This is a genomic window from Deltaproteobacteria bacterium (genome assembly GCA_020848905.1).
GTDB lineage: Bacteria > Myxococcota_A > Polyangia.
This window is the reverse complement of sequence record JADLHG010000042.1, coordinates 224698-239414: the sequence shown is the minus strand read 5'-3', so window position 1 is coordinate 239414 and position 14717 is coordinate 224698. Positions and strand designations below refer to the sequence as shown.

Annotated in this window: 12 protein-coding genes; 5 read left to right on the top strand and 7 right to left on the bottom strand. The window is 69.8% G+C overall.

Translation table 11 applies throughout. The features are described 5' to 3' along the window. Positions 1-65: 65 nt before the first annotated feature. Both IT371_18120 and IT371_18115 read left to right on the top strand, forming a co-directional pair. Entirely contained in the window at positions 66-2648 is a 2583-nt protein-coding gene (locus tag IT371_18120; GenBank protein ID MCC6749587.1) for a tetratricopeptide repeat protein, read from the top strand. A 3-nt stretch (positions 2649-2651) separates the two neighbouring features. Further along, entirely contained in the window at positions 2652-3980 is a 1329-nt protein-coding gene (locus IT371_18115) for a hypothetical protein (GenBank protein MCC6749586.1), read from the top strand. 10 nt (positions 3981-3990) lie between these two features. On the opposite strand, the gene IT371_18110 is transcribed toward IT371_18115, so the two are convergent. From IT371_18110 to IT371_18100, 3 genes are read right to left on the bottom strand one after another with little or no spacing between them, the layout of a single operon-like run. Next, positions 3991-4683: a hypothetical protein gene (locus tag IT371_18110; protein MCC6749585.1), complete on the bottom strand. Its 693-nt coding sequence runs from the start codon at positions 4681-4683 to the stop codon at positions 3991-3993. Continuing rightward, on the bottom strand, positions 4683-5681 hold the full coding sequence (locus tag IT371_18105) for an electron transfer flavoprotein subunit alpha/FixB family protein (GenBank protein ID MCC6749584.1): 999 nt from the start codon (positions 5679-5681) through the stop codon (positions 4683-4685). Before IT371_18105 ends, IT371_18110 begins: the two co-directional genes overlap by 1 nt. Before the next feature lie 46 nt (positions 5682-5727). Beyond that, entirely contained in the window at positions 5728-6246 is a 519-nt protein-coding gene (locus tag IT371_18100) for a DUF507 family protein (protein MCC6749583.1), read from the bottom strand. Between the two features lie 291 nt (positions 6247-6537). Between IT371_18100 and IT371_18095 the strand changes: the two genes are divergently transcribed. The 3 genes from IT371_18095 (at position 6538) to IT371_18085 (ending at position 9861) form a co-directional block, all read left to right on the top strand. Continuing rightward, the gene (locus tag IT371_18095) at positions 6538-7242 is read left to right on the top strand and encodes a rhomboid family intramembrane serine protease (protein ID MCC6749582.1); all 705 of its coding nucleotides are present in this window, start codon (positions 6538-6540) and stop codon (positions 7240-7242) included. Positions 7243-7381: 139 nt separating this feature from the next. Further along, the gene (locus IT371_18090; protein ID MCC6749581.1) at positions 7382-8878 is read left to right on the top strand and encodes a serine/threonine protein kinase; all 1497 of its coding nucleotides are present in this window, start codon (positions 7382-7384) and stop codon (positions 8876-8878) included. Beyond that, a complete protein-coding gene (locus IT371_18085; protein MCC6749580.1) occupies positions 8878-9861 on the top strand; it encodes a hypothetical protein in 984 nt (327 codons plus the stop codon). The genes IT371_18090 and IT371_18085 overlap by 1 nt, the downstream gene beginning before the upstream one ends. A 2-nt stretch (positions 9862-9863) precedes the next feature. On the opposite strand, the gene IT371_18080 is transcribed toward IT371_18085, so the two are convergent. The 4 genes from IT371_18080 to IT371_18065 are packed head-to-tail and all read right to left on the bottom strand — an operon-like array spanning position 9864 to position 14512. Beyond that, positions 9864-11189 carry a DUF4340 domain-containing protein gene (locus tag IT371_18080; GenBank protein MCC6749579.1) on the bottom strand — a complete coding sequence of 442 codons (1326 nt, stop codon included), beginning with the start codon at positions 11187-11189 and terminating at the stop codon, positions 9864-9866. A gap of 18 nt (positions 11190-11207) precedes the next feature. Beyond that, positions 11208-12854, bottom strand: a complete 1647-nt coding sequence (locus IT371_18075; GenBank protein ID MCC6749578.1) for a GldG family protein — start codon at positions 12852-12854, stop codon at positions 11208-11210. 4 nt (positions 12855-12858) lie between these two features. Beyond that, positions 12859-13569 (bottom strand): ABC transporter permease subunit, encoded by a 711-nt coding sequence (locus tag IT371_18070; protein MCC6749577.1) that lies wholly within the window; start codon positions 13567-13569, stop codon positions 12859-12861. Between the two features lie 7 nt (positions 13570-13576). Further along, positions 13577-14512 carry an ATP-binding cassette domain-containing protein gene (locus IT371_18065; protein ID MCC6749576.1) on the bottom strand — a complete coding sequence of 312 codons (936 nt, stop codon included), beginning with the start codon at positions 14510-14512 and terminating at the stop codon, positions 13577-13579. Positions 14513-14717: the final 205 nt, after the last annotated feature.

Below are 14717 nucleotides of genomic sequence, written 5' to 3'. Positions count from 1 at the left end.
TTCCGTTCGCCCGCGCGCTACTCTCCCTGCCGTAGTTCTCGTCTTCTAACCGATTCCACGAGCCCATGCACCAAGTCGCGCCCTTGCGGACCGGCACGTTCGACCACGCCCCCCTGACCGGGCGGGAACGAGAGCTCCGCGAGCTCGACCTGCTGCTGGAGCGCGCGGTGCAGTACCAGACGCCCCAGTCGGTCGTCCTCGTGGGCACGCAGGGTGTCGGCAAGACGCGGCTTCTGTCCGAATGGGCCACCCGGCTGGCCGATGGCGCCATCCCGGTGCGCTGCCTCAGCGTGGTGTCGCACGACGGGGACGCGCCGCATGCGCTGGTGACCCGCCTGCTGGCGCAGCGCTTCGGCGTCCACGGGGCGACGGACGTGGAACAAACCGTGCGCGCGCAGCTCGAGGAGGTGCTCGAGGACCGGCGACTCGCGGAGTTCCTGCACTTCCTCGGGGGGCCTCTCGGCGTCACGGTGCGAGAGACACCTTTCTTGCGCGCCATGGAGGACGCCCCCGTGCACTACGAGGCCATCGGCCGCACCATGCTGCGCCGGTTCCTCGAGCTGGACGCGCACCGCTCGCCTCTCGTCGTGATGTTCGACGAGCTCCACCTGGCGGACGAGGGGTCGCTCGGGGACGTGCGCGCCCTGGCCGAGACGCTCGGGGGGGCGCCGGTGGTACTCGTGGCCTGCTGCCGTCCCGAGCTCTTCGTGCGGCACCCCGACTTCCTGCGCCTCGAGGGCGACCACACGCGCCTCGACCTCTCGTCGCTGAGTGACGAGGAGACGGTGCAGCTGCTGCGGTCCTTACTCCCGGAGGTGGGGCAGCTTCCCGAGGAGCTCTCGCAGGCGGCGATCGAGCTGACGGGCGGCAACCCGGCCTTCGTCGAGGAGCTGGTGCGGACGCTCCTCGCCGACGGGATCCTGCGCGTCGAGGGGGAGCAGCCGACGGTGGACCTCGAGCGGCTAGAAGAGGTCGAGCTCCCGATGTCGGTCGAGGAGGCGGTCCACGCGCGCATCGCCGTGTTGCAGGCGGCGGAACGCGACGTGCTGGAGAAGGCCACGACCCTCGGGGGGGTCTTCTGGCTCGGAGCGCTCCTCTGCTTCGCGCGTTCGGAGCACGCGCTCTCGGGCCGCGGGGACCTCTGGGTCGCGGACGTGCTGCAGCAGACGATCACCGAGATCCTCGACGGGCTGGTCGAGCGGGACTACCTCCTCAAGCTTCCCGATTCGTCGATCCCGGGCGAGGTGGAGTACGCGTTCAAGCACAACATGGAGCGCGAGCTGATCGGCCGCATGGTGACCCCGGAGGCGCGGCGCCACTACCACCTCTTTGCCGCGCAGTGGCTGGAGACGCGACTTCCCGACCGGAGCGAGGCGCAGCTCGAGTATCTGGCCGACCACTACGAGAAGGGCGGGAATCGCCGCCGGGCCGCGTACTGCTACGTGCACGCGGGCGACAAGGCGCGCTCTCGCTACGCGGGAGAGCAGGCGATCCGGTTCTACGAGCGGGGGCTCGCGCTCCTGGATCCGGACGAGGTCCTCGCTCGCATCGAGGCGCTCCACAACCTGGGCGACGTCTGCACGCTCGTGGGCCGCCACCCCGAGGCGCTCGAGCACTTCCAGCAGATGTGGCGCATGAGCTGGCTGCTCGACCAGAAGGCCAAGGGCGGGGCGGCGCACCGGCGCATCGGGCGCGTCCACCGCACGCTCGGGCAATACGCGGAGGCGTCCCAGCACCTGCAGCTCGCGCTGCGACTCTTTCGACTGGCAGGGGATCAGCGCGGGGTGGCCGCGGTGCTCGACGACCTCGGGCAGCTCGCGTGGGTCAAGGGGGAGTACGGCGCCGCGCTCGAGCAACACCGCGAGGCGCTCGCGCTGAAGCGGCAGTTCGGCGATCCGCGGGCCATCGCCGTCTCGCTGCACTGTATCGGACGCGTGCACCGGGACTCGGGAGCGTTCGCCGACGCGATGGCGTGTCTCACCGAGGCCCTCGAGGTGCGGCGCGCGGTAGGGGACCGCCTGGGCGTGGTGGACTCGCTCACCAACCTGGGAACCACACACCGCGCGCAGAGCGACTACACTCGGGCCGTCGAGCTCTGGCGCGAGGCCCTCGAGCAGGCCAGGGCGATCGCCGACCGTGCGGGAGAGGCGGACCTGCTCTTGCTGCTGGGCGAGGCGATGCTGGCGCTCGGCAAGCTCGACGAGGCGCAAGAGCACCTGACCCAGGCCTCGGCGCTCGCCGGGCTGCTCGGAGACGGGCGGCTCAAGGCGGACTGCGGCCGCACCTGGGCCGAGGTTCGACTGGCGCTCGGGGACCTCGTCGGGGCGGAAGAGGAGGCTTCGCGCGCGCTGGCCCTCTCCGAGGAGCAGGGGCTCCGCCCGCAGATGGGCGCCGCTCTGCGCACGCTGGCCGAGGTAGCTGCGGGTCGGGGGGCGGACGCCAATGCGCGGTCGGCGGCGGCGGGGCTCTTCGATCGGGCGGTGGTCCTCTTCACCGAGCTCGGGCACCTCGCGGAGCTGGGACGGACCTTCGCCGGCCTGGCCGACTTCCACGATCGGTGTGGGAACTGGAAGGAGGCCGACCAGTACCGGTCGCGCGCGGACGAGATCTTCGGCCGCCTGCAGGGCAGGGACGGGCTCAGGAGCTGACCCGTGTCGCTCGACTACGCGGCCATCCCTGACGGGGTCGTGGAGGTCTGTCGCGTGCTGCGACGGGCGCGCTTCGAGGCGCACCTCGTGGGGGGCAGCGTTCGCGACATGTTGCTCGGGCGTCCGGTCGTGGACTGGGACGTGGCCACCTCGGCGCGCCCCCCCGACGTCCAGCGCCTCTTCCGCCGTACCGTTCCGACGGGGATCAAGCACGGTACGGTGACGGTGCACCAGGGCGACTGGGTCGTGGAGGTGACGACCTACCGCGGTGATGGAGATTACGCCGACGGGCGGCGGCCCTCGCAGGTGGAGTTCGTGCACACCCTCGAGGAGGATCTGCAGCGACGGGACTTCACGATCAACGCGATCGCGCTCGACCCGATCGCCGGCGTGCTGGAGGACCCGCTCGGTGGGCGGGAGGACCTGCACCGTCGTGTGATCCGGGCGGTCGGTGACCCGGCGCAGCGTTTCGGCGAGGACGGGCTGCGACTCATGCGCGCGGTGCGACTCGCGGCCGTGCTGGAGTTCCGGATCGCGGAAGAGACGCTGCGGGCCATGCCCTCGGCGCTGGGCACCTTCCGGCGCGTGTCGGCGGAGCGTACCCGGGAGGAGTTGCTCAAGCTCCTCGCGGCGCGCGTGCCGTCGGTCGGCCTGCGGCTGATGGAGGGCGCGGGGTTGCTGGAGGCGGTCCTCCCCGAGGTCGCGCGTCTCGCGCAGCGTTCCGCCGGGGCGCAGGGGGCGGGGAGCCTCCTCGAGCACAGCCTCGCCGTGTGCGACGCGCTGGAGCCGGATGCGCTGCTGCGGCTCGGGGCGCTCCTGCACGACGTGGGTCGCCACGAGACGGAGGACGAGCCCGGCTACGCCGAGGTGGGGGCGCGCTCGAGCCTCGAGGTCGGGCGCCGGCTCAGGCTGTCGCGGCGGGACGCGGAGACCACGGCTTACCTGGTTCGGCACCACTGTATCGCGGTCGCTGGACCGGGAGACGCGCCCCTCCGGCACTGGATGCGCCGGGTTGGCGGCTCCGAGCTTGGGCGACTCTTCGCGCTTCGACGGGCCGACCTCGCCGCCCGTTCCGGCTCGGAGGCGAGCCTAGAGGCGCTCGCGGAGCTGGAGCGCCGGACCTTTGCGCTGCTCAGCGAGGGGCCGGTGCTTGCGGCGAAGGACCTGGCAGTGACCGGCGAAGTGCTGATGCGAGAGCTGGGGCTCGCGCCGGGACCGGCCCTCGGGCGTCTTCTCGAGGAGCTTCTTCTCCGCGTACTCGACGACCCTCAGCTGAACGAGGCGGCCACCCTCCTCGCGCTAGCCCGTCAGCTCGTGGCGACCGAGCGCTAAGCGTCCGCGCTTACCGGTTGCGCACTTGTTGCAGGCGCGCGAGCAGCGCGGAGAAGTCGGGGAGCAGCTCCGCCTGCGGCGAGGTGCTAGGCGTCGGGGTGCCTCGCAGCAGGGGGGGCACCGCGTCGCGATGGCTACCGTCCTCGGGGCGGAGCACCTCGATGGCCGCGGGAAAGCCCACCGGGCCCCGGTGCCGCCTAGGGCCGTCGAGAACGGTGATGACGACCGGAGGCCGGGCGGCCAGCGTGAGGCTCTCGGCCGAGCGCCTCTGTTCGACGAGCAAGAGCTGTTCGTCGCCGTGGATCGCGAGGGCGCCGGTCAGGTGCGGCACGTCGAGGTAGTGCGCTACGGCCGGGCCCACGGCGGAGGAGCCCCAGCCGCTCGACCGTTCGCCCGCCAGCACGAGGTCGAAGCCGACCTCCCGCAAGGCTGCAGCGAGCAGCGCGCCTACCGAACTCGGGTTGTCGAGATCGACGTTCGGATCCCAGACGCGAATGGCGCGGTCGGCCCCCAACGCCACCGCGGCCCGGAGGACGTCGTCTTCCCGGGGCAGGCCCACGGTTATGGCCGTGACGGTGGTGCCTTCTCGCGCGAGGCCGAGCGCCGTTCGCAGGGCGGCCGACTCGCAGGGGGCAAGGCCCTCGAGGAGCTCCGACCGGCCGGGGCCGCGCCGCGGGGCGTGAACGAGGACCACGGTTCGCACTAGCGGGCCTCCGTCGGCGAGATCGCGGCGAGGAGGGCGCGAAGGGTTTCCCCCGCGTCGGCGACGAGGCCGTAGCGGGCGACGCGGAAGATGGCGGCCGAGGGGTCGTGATTTACCGCGATGGTCGTGGTGTGCGCCCCGATGGCCGCCAGGTGCCGATCGGACCCTGAGACGCCGAAGGCGAGGTAGAGCGGCGCGTCGACCGGCGTCGCGTCGAGGCCCACCTGCCACTCGGCTGGGCAGAGGCCTCGCGCGCAGGCCGTCGCGCTGGCGACGGGCAGCCCTCCGAGCAGGCGAGCGAGCTGTTCGAGGCGCGAGAAGTCCTCGCGGTCGAGGAGCCCCGCACCTCCGCCGACCACGATGGGGACGGTGGCGGGGCTATTCCCCGGCAGGGGTCCCCGACCCTCGTAACGGATCGCCGCGACAGCTGTCCCGGGAGCAGGGAGAACCAGCACCTCCGCCTCTTCCGAGGCGTTCGCCACCGGGGCGGGCTCCTCGTCGGGGGCGGCGAGAGTCAGCACCGCCGGCTGCGCCGTGTCGTCGAGGCGATCGCGTACCGCGTGCGTGCCCCGGTAGGCCTGCTGCACGTAGAAGACGCCTCCGCGCTCTCGGCTGATGCGGGCGTGCATGCCGAGCCGAGCGCTCAGCTCGACGGCGAGCCGTGGCCCCAGCTCGAGCCCGGTGCGTCCGGCGGGCAGCAGCACGAGGTGCGCGGGAAATCGCTGGCAGGCCTCGAGGAGGGTCGCTCCGTGCGCCGCGTGCAGGGGAGGCAGTCCGAGCGGCGCGTGAGCGCTCAGAATGACCTTGTCGGCGCCGTACCTGGAGAGGAGGGCGATGATGTCGTCGTCGCCGTAGCTCGGCGGGCTCGCGCAGGGGAGGAAGGCGTAGAGCGTGGCACCCAGCTGGCTGGCGAGGCGCCGACCCTCCCGCAGGAGGTGCAGGGAGGAGGCAGTGGGCTGGTCTCCCGAGAGCTCGATGTAGGCCAGGATGTTTGCCACCGCCGAACCGTCACCTCGGAAAGCCAGGGCCGCCGCGCGGCGCGGATCAGGATTCGCCGATCCCGCGCTTGCGCTTGATCTGGTCCATCACCTTGGCGTACTCGACGTCCCAGTTGGCCGTGCCTTCCTGCAGGTTCTTGATGCGCTGCCGCACCTCGGCGTCGAGCTCCTCGTCCACGGCCATCTGCTTGCGCAGCACGTCGGCCATCTTCTTGCGCATCACGGCGTCCGTCGCGAAGATCTCCTCGATGAAGCTCGACTGCATGAAGGTCTCGAGGATCTGGTTGCACATCCAGATCAGCCCCTCTTCGCCGAGCCCGAATTCTTGCCGCTCGGCGATCCGCCGCTTGATCTTCGCGAGCTCGCCGTAGCCGAGCTTCTTCTTCTCGACCTCGTCCTTCGCCTGTTCGATGATCTCCCGCTCGATGCGGAGGTATTCCTTCAGCACGCTCTGGACGTCGAGCTCGGCCTCGGGGCGGCTGTTGACTTCGATGTCCCCAGCTTTGGTGAGTTGTTCCAGGATCTCCCTGGCAATGATCGGGATCTTCGCGCTATAGAGTTTCATTCGCCCTGGTAGTTCGGCTAAACCGCGCGAAGTATAGAGGGGGGCTACCGCCGGTGTCAACGGCGGTACCGGACGGAAACGACAGCGGCGCTAAGGGCTCGGCACGGAATAAGCAGATCGGGTTGTGGTGGTCGAGGCGCGCGGCCAGCGAGGCGCGAGGAGGGCGCCTACCCGTCGGTAAGCAACCGACGAGCAACGACGCTGGTCGCGATGGATCGGCCGCCACAATGAGCGGGTTATTCCGTGCCGGGCCCTTATGCTTCTCGGTGGAGGCGGCCCGTGTTCTTCCCGATTCGAGACGACAACCCTCGCAGCGGTCTGCCCGTCGTGACCATCGCGCTCATCGCGGTGAACACGCTCGTCCACGTCTATCAGTCGTTGCTCTCGGCTCCGCGGGCGGCCCTGTTCGTCCGTGCGGCCGGCGCGATCCCCCTCGAGATCACGACGCTCACGGACATCGTGCGCTTTCCCGACCAGCCTCCGGCGCTGCTGCCGATACCCCTCACGATCATCACCGCGATGTTCGTCCACGGTGGCTGGATGCATCTCATCGGCAACATGTGGTACCTGTGGCTCTTCGGTGACAACGTCGAAGACAGCATGGGGCGCTGGCGCTTCCTGCTCTTCTACGTCCTGACCGGACTCGTGGCCTCGGGGGTGCAGATCGCGAGCGACCCCACCTCCATCGTGCCTACCGTCGGCGCGAGCGGGGCCATCGCCGGCGTCCTCGGGGGGTACCTGCTGCAGTTCCCGCGGGCCCGCGTGCACACGTTGCTCGTCATCTTCATCTTCATCCAGGTCATCCATGTGCCGGCGATGGTGATCCTGGGCCTCTGGTTCGTGCTGCAGGTGGTGCAGGGGCTCATGCAGGGGAACCTCGGGGGGGTGGCCTGGTTCGCGCACATCGGCGGGTTCGTGGCCGGGATGTTGCTCATCAAGCTCTTCGTGCGGCGTCCGCGCGTGCCCCGCGATCCTCCGTCGGGGACCTGGAACTGACGGCGTCCGATCGTCGTCCCTTCGCGCGTGCACGTCGCGCTGACCGGAGCTCGGTCGGGGCGGGCAGTGGTCGGGGAGTTGCCACGCCGGGCACGGGCGGTTACGCTGAGCTCCTCGATTTCAACGGCGCGCGGAGACGATGGAAGGGAAGTCCAGGCTCACGAAGGAGCTCGTGGCACAGGAGGCGCGGTTCGTCCTCGACAACCTCCTGACCGCCGCCAAGTACTCCCCTCAGGTGCCGTACGAGGAGCTCAGGCGGCTCGCCGAGCCGTCGCTCTCTCTGCGGCTGCTGGACTACCTCGGCTTTCTCGAGCGTTTCGGCTACGTGACCTACGACCGCGCGGCGCACCTCGTGAACATCACGACAGACGGGGAGCGCGTGGTCACGGGCGAGAAGATGGCCGAGCTCGTGATCGACGTCGTGCACCACTTCCGCTCGATCCTCGCCCGGCCTCGTCCGCGGGAGGAGCCCCCCGCCTCCGGCCTTCCCGCCGGAGGGCGGCGCGCCTCGACTCCCGCCTCCGATCGCGTGGACGATCGCTACGAGAAGCTCCGGGTCCTCGGCTCCGGCGGGATCGGCACGGTCTACCTCTCGCGGCAGGTGATGCTGGATCGGGAGGTGGCGTTGAAAGAGGTGCGGGAGCTCTTTGGCTTCTTCACCGAGCCGCAGCGTCAGGAGATCGTCCGCCGCTTCGACGATGAGGTGCGGCGGGCGGCGCGCCTCTCGCATCCGAACATCGCCGCGATCCTCGATGGGAATACCGCGCGCGAGTACCCCTACGTCGTCACCGACTTCGTCCAGGGGGGAAACCTCCGGCGGGTGCTGAAGTACGCCAAGACGGTCCCTCCCGAGCTCTGCGTGAAAGTGCTCCTGCAGCTCCTGCACGCGCTCAGTCACGCGCACGGCAAGCGCGTGATCCATCGGGGACTCAAGCCCGAGAACATCCTCTTCGACGGCTCGGGGAACGTGCGGGTGACGGACTTCGGCATGGCGCGGGTGGTGGAGCGCGACCAGGCTGTGATCCAGCACGTCTACATCGGCATGGGGTCGGTGGCCTACATGGCGCCGGAGCTCTTCTCCGACCCGACGAAGGTGGGGATCCAGACCGATCTCTACGCCCTCGGGATCACCTTCTACGAGATGCTGGCCCGCAAGCTGCCGGGGCGCCGCTCTCCGATGCCCACACGGCTGCACCCGACGCTGCCGAAGATCGTGGACGACCTCTTCGACCGGCTCACGCAAGACGACGCCGCCGAGAGATACACCTCGGCTGACGACGCGCTGGACGAGTTCTACAAGGCAGACGCGTCGAAGAACTTTCTGGAGCCGCGGGGGGCCGTGCTCTTCCTGCAGAGCCCTCTCGAGCGCCTGGAGATGCTCGTGCCGGCCGATGAGCAGGGGGACGCGGACGTCGGCGCGGGTGCCGGAGACGAGCTGGAGCGAGAGGAGGCCGAGCTCGGGGCGGGCGAGGGGGGAGGCCTCGAGGGGATCCCGAGCGGTGGTTTGTCCGCCATGGCCTCGACCGAGTACCTCTCCGACGACGGGGGAGACGAGGGGGACGATCGCCCGCGGCGGCGAGGTCGCGCGCAGCGGCCCTACTCGTTCCAGCAGCGGATCAAGGAGCGAGAGAAGTAGTGCGGTTGCGCTGCGCCTTCGCGTGTCTTCTCGCCTGCGGGTTTCTGCTGCCAGCGCCCGTGCGCGGGGAACCGGGCGGCCGAGGGGCCAAGGCCCCGCGGAAGGGCAGTGCGAAGGGGGACGGCGGGCAGGACCTGGCGCGACTGGTGGCCGAGAGGCTGCGGGAGCGTCTAGGTGTTCCGGTCCGGATCGGCGAGGTAGCCTACCAGCTCTTCGAGTCGACCTTCGTGGCCCGGCGGATCGCCCTGGGCGCTCCGGGGCTGGTCTCGCTCTCCGTCGCGGAGGTACGACTGCGCACGAGCCTCCTGCAGGGGGGAGGCCGAGGCGTCGAGCGGGTCCAGGTGCGAGAGCTCGCCGCGTCGCTGCCCGCCGCGCAGCTCGGGCGGGGACTTCGGGTCGCGCAGGCCGCCAAGGTGCGCGTCGAGCACGGCCAGGTGGAGGGCGGGACGATCCGGGTGGTCTGCGAGGGCGGGGCGCGCGTCGAGCTCGCCGGGCTCCGGGCCACACTGCGGGGACTCGCGATCCAGGTCGACAAGCCCGGGGCAGCTCCACGCCTCGAGGGGCAGGTGACCCTGACCGCGGAGCGGCTGACCGTGGGGGCCCTGCGCTTCACGGAGCTGAGTCTCGAGGCCCGGTTCTCCGAACACGAGCTCGTCATCGAGCGCCTCGCGGGCAAGGGGCTCGACGGGGCGTTTGCGTTGAAGGGCGGGCTCGTGTGGAGCAAATCTGCAGTGGGTCCTCTGAGCCTCGCCGGGCGCGCGGAGGTGGGTCCGCTCGGCCAGGGGGCACCGGCCCTCGTCGGCCAGATCTCCGTCGTCGCGCATTCCCGTCGGGGGCTTTCGGTCACCGGGCAGCTCGAGCCCAAAGGAGCGGGCACGCTTCCCTCCGCGGGGGGCTTGCCCGGCCTGCCGACGGTGAAGATGCAGCTCGCCATCGGTAAGCGCACCCTCCGAGGTACCGGGACGCGCTGGCGCCTGAGGTAGTCCTACTTGAAGTTCTTGGGCTCGAGCTGAAAGCGCTCGAGCGAGTACTTCCGGAAGGTGAAGAGGTCCGCGACTCCGCGGCGCGTCAGCCCGTAGAAGCCGTCTTTCTCGACGGCTCCCACGGCGAGCTGATGGCGCGTGCGGTCTTTCAGCTCGAGCTCGAAGGTCCAGGCCGGCTTGTCGAGGCCGTACTCCTTCGCGGGGTGGCTGGCAAAGGACTCCGCCTTCAGCGTGGCCAGGGCCTCGACGGCCTGCTTGACCTTGTCCGCGTCCTTGAGGGGCTTGCCGCCGCTGCTCCACTCCGCACCCTTGCGCGTGAGCTTGACCGCAGAGGTCTCCCCCTCCTTCTGCTGCGTCACCGACAGGCTCACGAGGTCCTCGGGCTTGAAGGAGAGGACCGTCTTGTCGCGGAAGTCGATGGGGCGCCGGGCGAGACCCTCGAGGCTCGCCTTCTGCACGACGAAGATCTGCGGCTGGTCGGCGCGCTTGAGCCAGGTATTGTCCTTCTCCGAGGCCCCGACGAGCACGGTGTAGCTCTTGCCTCCTGCCAGGCGGGCCACGATGGTCGCGCTCGGCTTGTCGAGCCCCGCCTTCTCGGCCGTCACGCCGTCGGCGAAGTCCAGGGCCGCCAGACTGCTGAGCGAGGCGACCAGGTTGCGGGGCACGGATTCGTCCAGCGTCTCCACCTTCACCGTCGAAGACTCGACCTTCCACGGGCTGTTCTGATCCTTGCGGGCCAGCGAGATGCGACCGGACGGCGAGGTGACCTCGAGGCCGCGCACCTCGTCCTGCTTCAGCTCGAGGATGGTGCGGTCCCGCCAGTTCCTGACCTCCCGGTCGAAGTCCATGCGGAACGCCCCAACGGCCTGGTAGATCTGATTCTTCCCGGCGGGGCGCACCATGGTGAACTCCTCCACCACCTTCCCGACGGTGAGCTCGCCGAGTACCTTGCCACCCCCTTCGGCCGTGACCCTGATGCCCGTCCGGTCGTCTACCTCCAGCTCGCTCTGCTTGGTCGGGAGCTCCGAGACCAGGTCACCGAACTCGAGCTTCCCCAGTCGCTCGACCGCGGCCTCGACGGCCACGCGGTCCGCGGGGTACGCCACCGGCTTCGTCAGCCTCCAGCGCGTGCCGTCGCGCTCCAGCACGACCTCGCCGGACTTGCCACGCACCGTGAGGCGCTGGACCGCCGAGGCGGTGATGGCGGGGAGGGGCCGCGTCTTCGGGGTGGCCGAGCGGTCCCCCTTCTCGGGGCTCCGCACGACCGCGTAGGCGGCGGCGAGGAGGAGGACGAAGACGATCAGGGCCAGGATGGTCTTGCGGTTCATGGGGCCGTCCGTCGAGGGTCAGAGGTCGCCCTTCACCAGGGCTTCGGCGCGTCGCTGCCGGGCCGCGCGGCGCAGACGCCAGCGGAGGAGGCCGACGAGGATCAGCGCGAGGGGGACGCCGACGATGTTCCCGACGCGGATGAGCGTCACCGTGCTGTCCTCCACGTTCTCGAGCGGCCGGCGCGTCTGCGTCTTGGCGCGGATGGCGATGAGGGACTCGTCCTGCGCCAGGTAGTCCACCACGTTGTGCAGGAGCATCAGGTTGTCCGGAAAGACGCCCAGGAACTGGTCCTTCACCAGGTCCGCGTCGGAGACCACGACGAGCCGCGCGGAGGGGGCGCTCTTCGGTCCCTGCGCCGCGGGCTTCTGCTCCTTCTCGGCGAGCTTGCCGGCGGGACCCACGGTGGGGACGGCCTTGCCGGCGAAGTAGCTACCGAAGCTCCCCTGGAGGTAGACCGCGAAGTGGAACGGTCCGAGCTCCTTGCTCGGCTCGGGCTGCCGGAGCGGGTCGAAGAGGAAGAAGCCGGTGTGCCGCCAGCTCGCCTGGGTGCTCGAGGCCAGGACGATGGACTTCACCGCGCCGCTCTTGGCGGGACCGACGAGCTCGAGCGAGCTCGGAAAGATCGGGATGAAGGCCTTCAGGTCGCGCGAGATCGGGCTCTCGCGGGACAGCGTGGTCACCACGGGAAAGCCCGGGTAGTTGGTGATCACGCGCTGCCCACCGGCGGCGGGGAGCACCACGCGCGCGTTCTGCCGGTCGAAGATGAGGTCCTCCCGCATCTTCACGCCGTAGTGCTCGAGCTGCTCGCCGAGCCCGACCGAGTTTCCGCGGGCGATGCGCGGCGGGGCCTGGCCGCCGAAGGAGCCGCGCGGCGTCTCGAGCACCATGCCGTCGAGGAAGAAGGCCACCGGCTTGCCCTTCATGAGGAACTGGTCCAGCTCGTACTTCGCCCGCTCGGCGAAGGGCTGGGTGGGCCCCACGACGACCAGCGCGTCCACGTCGGAGGGGATGGGGGTCTTCCCCTCGGTGAGGTCCACGGCGGTGACCTCGTGGTCCTTCAGCGCCTCCTTGGCGGCCTGGAGCCCCTGCTGGAAGCTGGCCTCTCCGTGTCCGCTGGTGAAGCCGATCTTCCGCTTCTTCGTGCTGAGGCGCCGGATGGCGGAGGAGATCTCGTACTCCAGGTCGTCCATGCGGGAGACGAAGGGGAGCGACTCGACCTTGCCGCCGTACTGGAAGGCCACGCCGAGGTAGGACTGGCTCACCGAGGCCTTGGTCTTCTCGTAGACCGAGAGCTGCGCCGGCTGGACCTTCAGGCGCCGCGCCTCGTCCTTCACCTTCTCGTCGCTCGTCGGGTCGAGAGCCTCCCAGCTCACCTTGCCCTTCGAGTACGTGGCGTACTCGTCGAGCATGTCTCGCACGTAGCGCGCCAGCGAGCGGACCTGCGGCGGGAGGTCGGCGCTGATGAAGGCCTTGATGGTGAGACGATCGGGAAGCCCGGCGACCAGCTTCTTCGAGGCCTCGCTGATGGTGTAGATGCGCTCCTGCGTCAGGTCCAGCCGCCCGAAGGTGCGACTGGCGATGACGTTCACGAGCACCAGGATGCCCACCGTGAGGACGCTGTAGAGGACGGCGTTGCCGCCGCGGCTGAGCTTGTCGTTGGCCATGGTCTTATCTCCAGCGACGGCTCTCGAGGGACTGGGTGGCGACGAAGAGGCACGCCCCCACGAGCGAGAGGTAGTAGACGAGGTCCCGGGTGTCGATGACCCCGCGCGCGATGTTGTTGAAGTGCGAGTCGAGGCTCACGTACTCGATGATCGGGGCGAGGCTCGGCGGCATCAGCGGGAGCAGCTTGCCCGAGAGGTAGAGGGCGAAGGTGATGGCGAAGGAGATGATGAAGGCCACCACCTGATTTCGCGTCCAGCTCGAGGCCATCAGGCCGATAGCGAGGTACGTGCTGCCGAGGAGAAGCAAGCCGAGATAGCCGCCGGTCACCGCGCCCCAGTCCAGCTTGCCCATGGTGCTGAGACTGAGGGGGTAGGTGAGCGTGAGCAGGATGGCCGTGCCGAGCAGCCCGAGCGAGGCGAGGAACTTGCCGACCACGACCTCCCAGTCTTTCACGGGGAGGGTGATGAGCAGCTCCATCGTGCCGGAGCGCTTCTCCTCGGCGATGAGGCGCATCGTGACCGCCGGGGCGAAGAAGATGAAGATGAGCGGGCTGATGCCGAAGAAGTCGCGGAGCGTGGCCTCGCCCACCAGGAAGACCTGGGAGAAGAACAGGTAGCCGCTGGCCAGCAGGAAGACCGTGACGACGATGTAGGCCACCGGCGAGTTGAAGTAGGCGCCGAGCTCGCGGCGACAGATGGTGAGGACGTTGTGCATGGCGCCCCTACTCCCGGGTCAGCTTGCGGAACACGTCTTCGAGGCTCAGCGTCTGGCGCTTGAGCTCGAGGAGGATCCAGCCGTTGTCGCGTGCGCAGGCGAAGAGGTCGCGCCGCAGGTCGCGCGAGCTCTCCCCCGCCACCATCAGGCCGAGGGCCCCATCGTCCCCGTCGACCTCGGAGACGCTCTTCACCCCCTGGATCGCCTGAAGCTTCTCCGTGACCTGCTCCCGCGAGAGCCCCACCGCCTCGACGAGCAGGCGGTACGCGTGTTCCCCCTCCTGCGCGGAGAGCTCGCCGGGGGTGCCGTCGGCCACCAGCCGCCCCTCGTGAATGATGATCACGCGGCTGCAGGTGGCCTGGACCTCGGGCAGGATGTGGGTCGAGAGGATCACCGTCTTCTCGCGGCCGATCTCGCGGATGAGCTGCCGGATCTCGACGATCTGGTTCGGGTCGAGGCCGCTCGTGGGCTCGTCGAGGATCAGGATCGCCGGGTCGTGCACGAGCGCCTGCGCGAGCCCCGCCCGCTGCCGGTAGCCCTTGGAGAGCTCGCCGACGAGCTTGCCCATCACCGAGAAGAGGCCGCAGACCTCGGCCACGTCGCGGATGCGCTTTCGGCGCCGGTCGGTGGGGATTCGCCGCATGGCGGCGACGAACTCGAGGAACTCGAGGGTCGTCATCTCGGGGTAGATCGGCGTGTCCTCGGGGAGGTAACCGAGCTGCTGCCTGACCGCGAGCGGGTCGGCGCCCACGTCCACGCCACCCACGCGTGCGATGCCCGCGGTGGGCGCGAGGTAGCAGGTGAGCATCTTCATCGTGGTGGATTTCCCGGCGCCGTTGGGCCCGAGGAACCCCACCACCTCGCCGCCGTGCACGTCGAAGGAGATGCCGCGCACGGCGTGGTAGCTGCCGTAGTCCTTGGCGAGGTTCTGGACCTCGATCATGGTTCTGCGCGGCACAGCGCTGCCGTTGCCTGTCATGCTGAGCTCTCCACGGATCCAGCCCCCGGAAGGAGCGCCGAGGCGTTAGGACTCGCCGGCCTCAGAACCGCGGGAGCCCTCCAGGTATTCCCGGTGAGTCTCTACTCGCACCGCGGCCGCGATGTCAAGCCCGGCGCGCCGGCCGGTCTTCGTCGAGTGCTCGGTGATC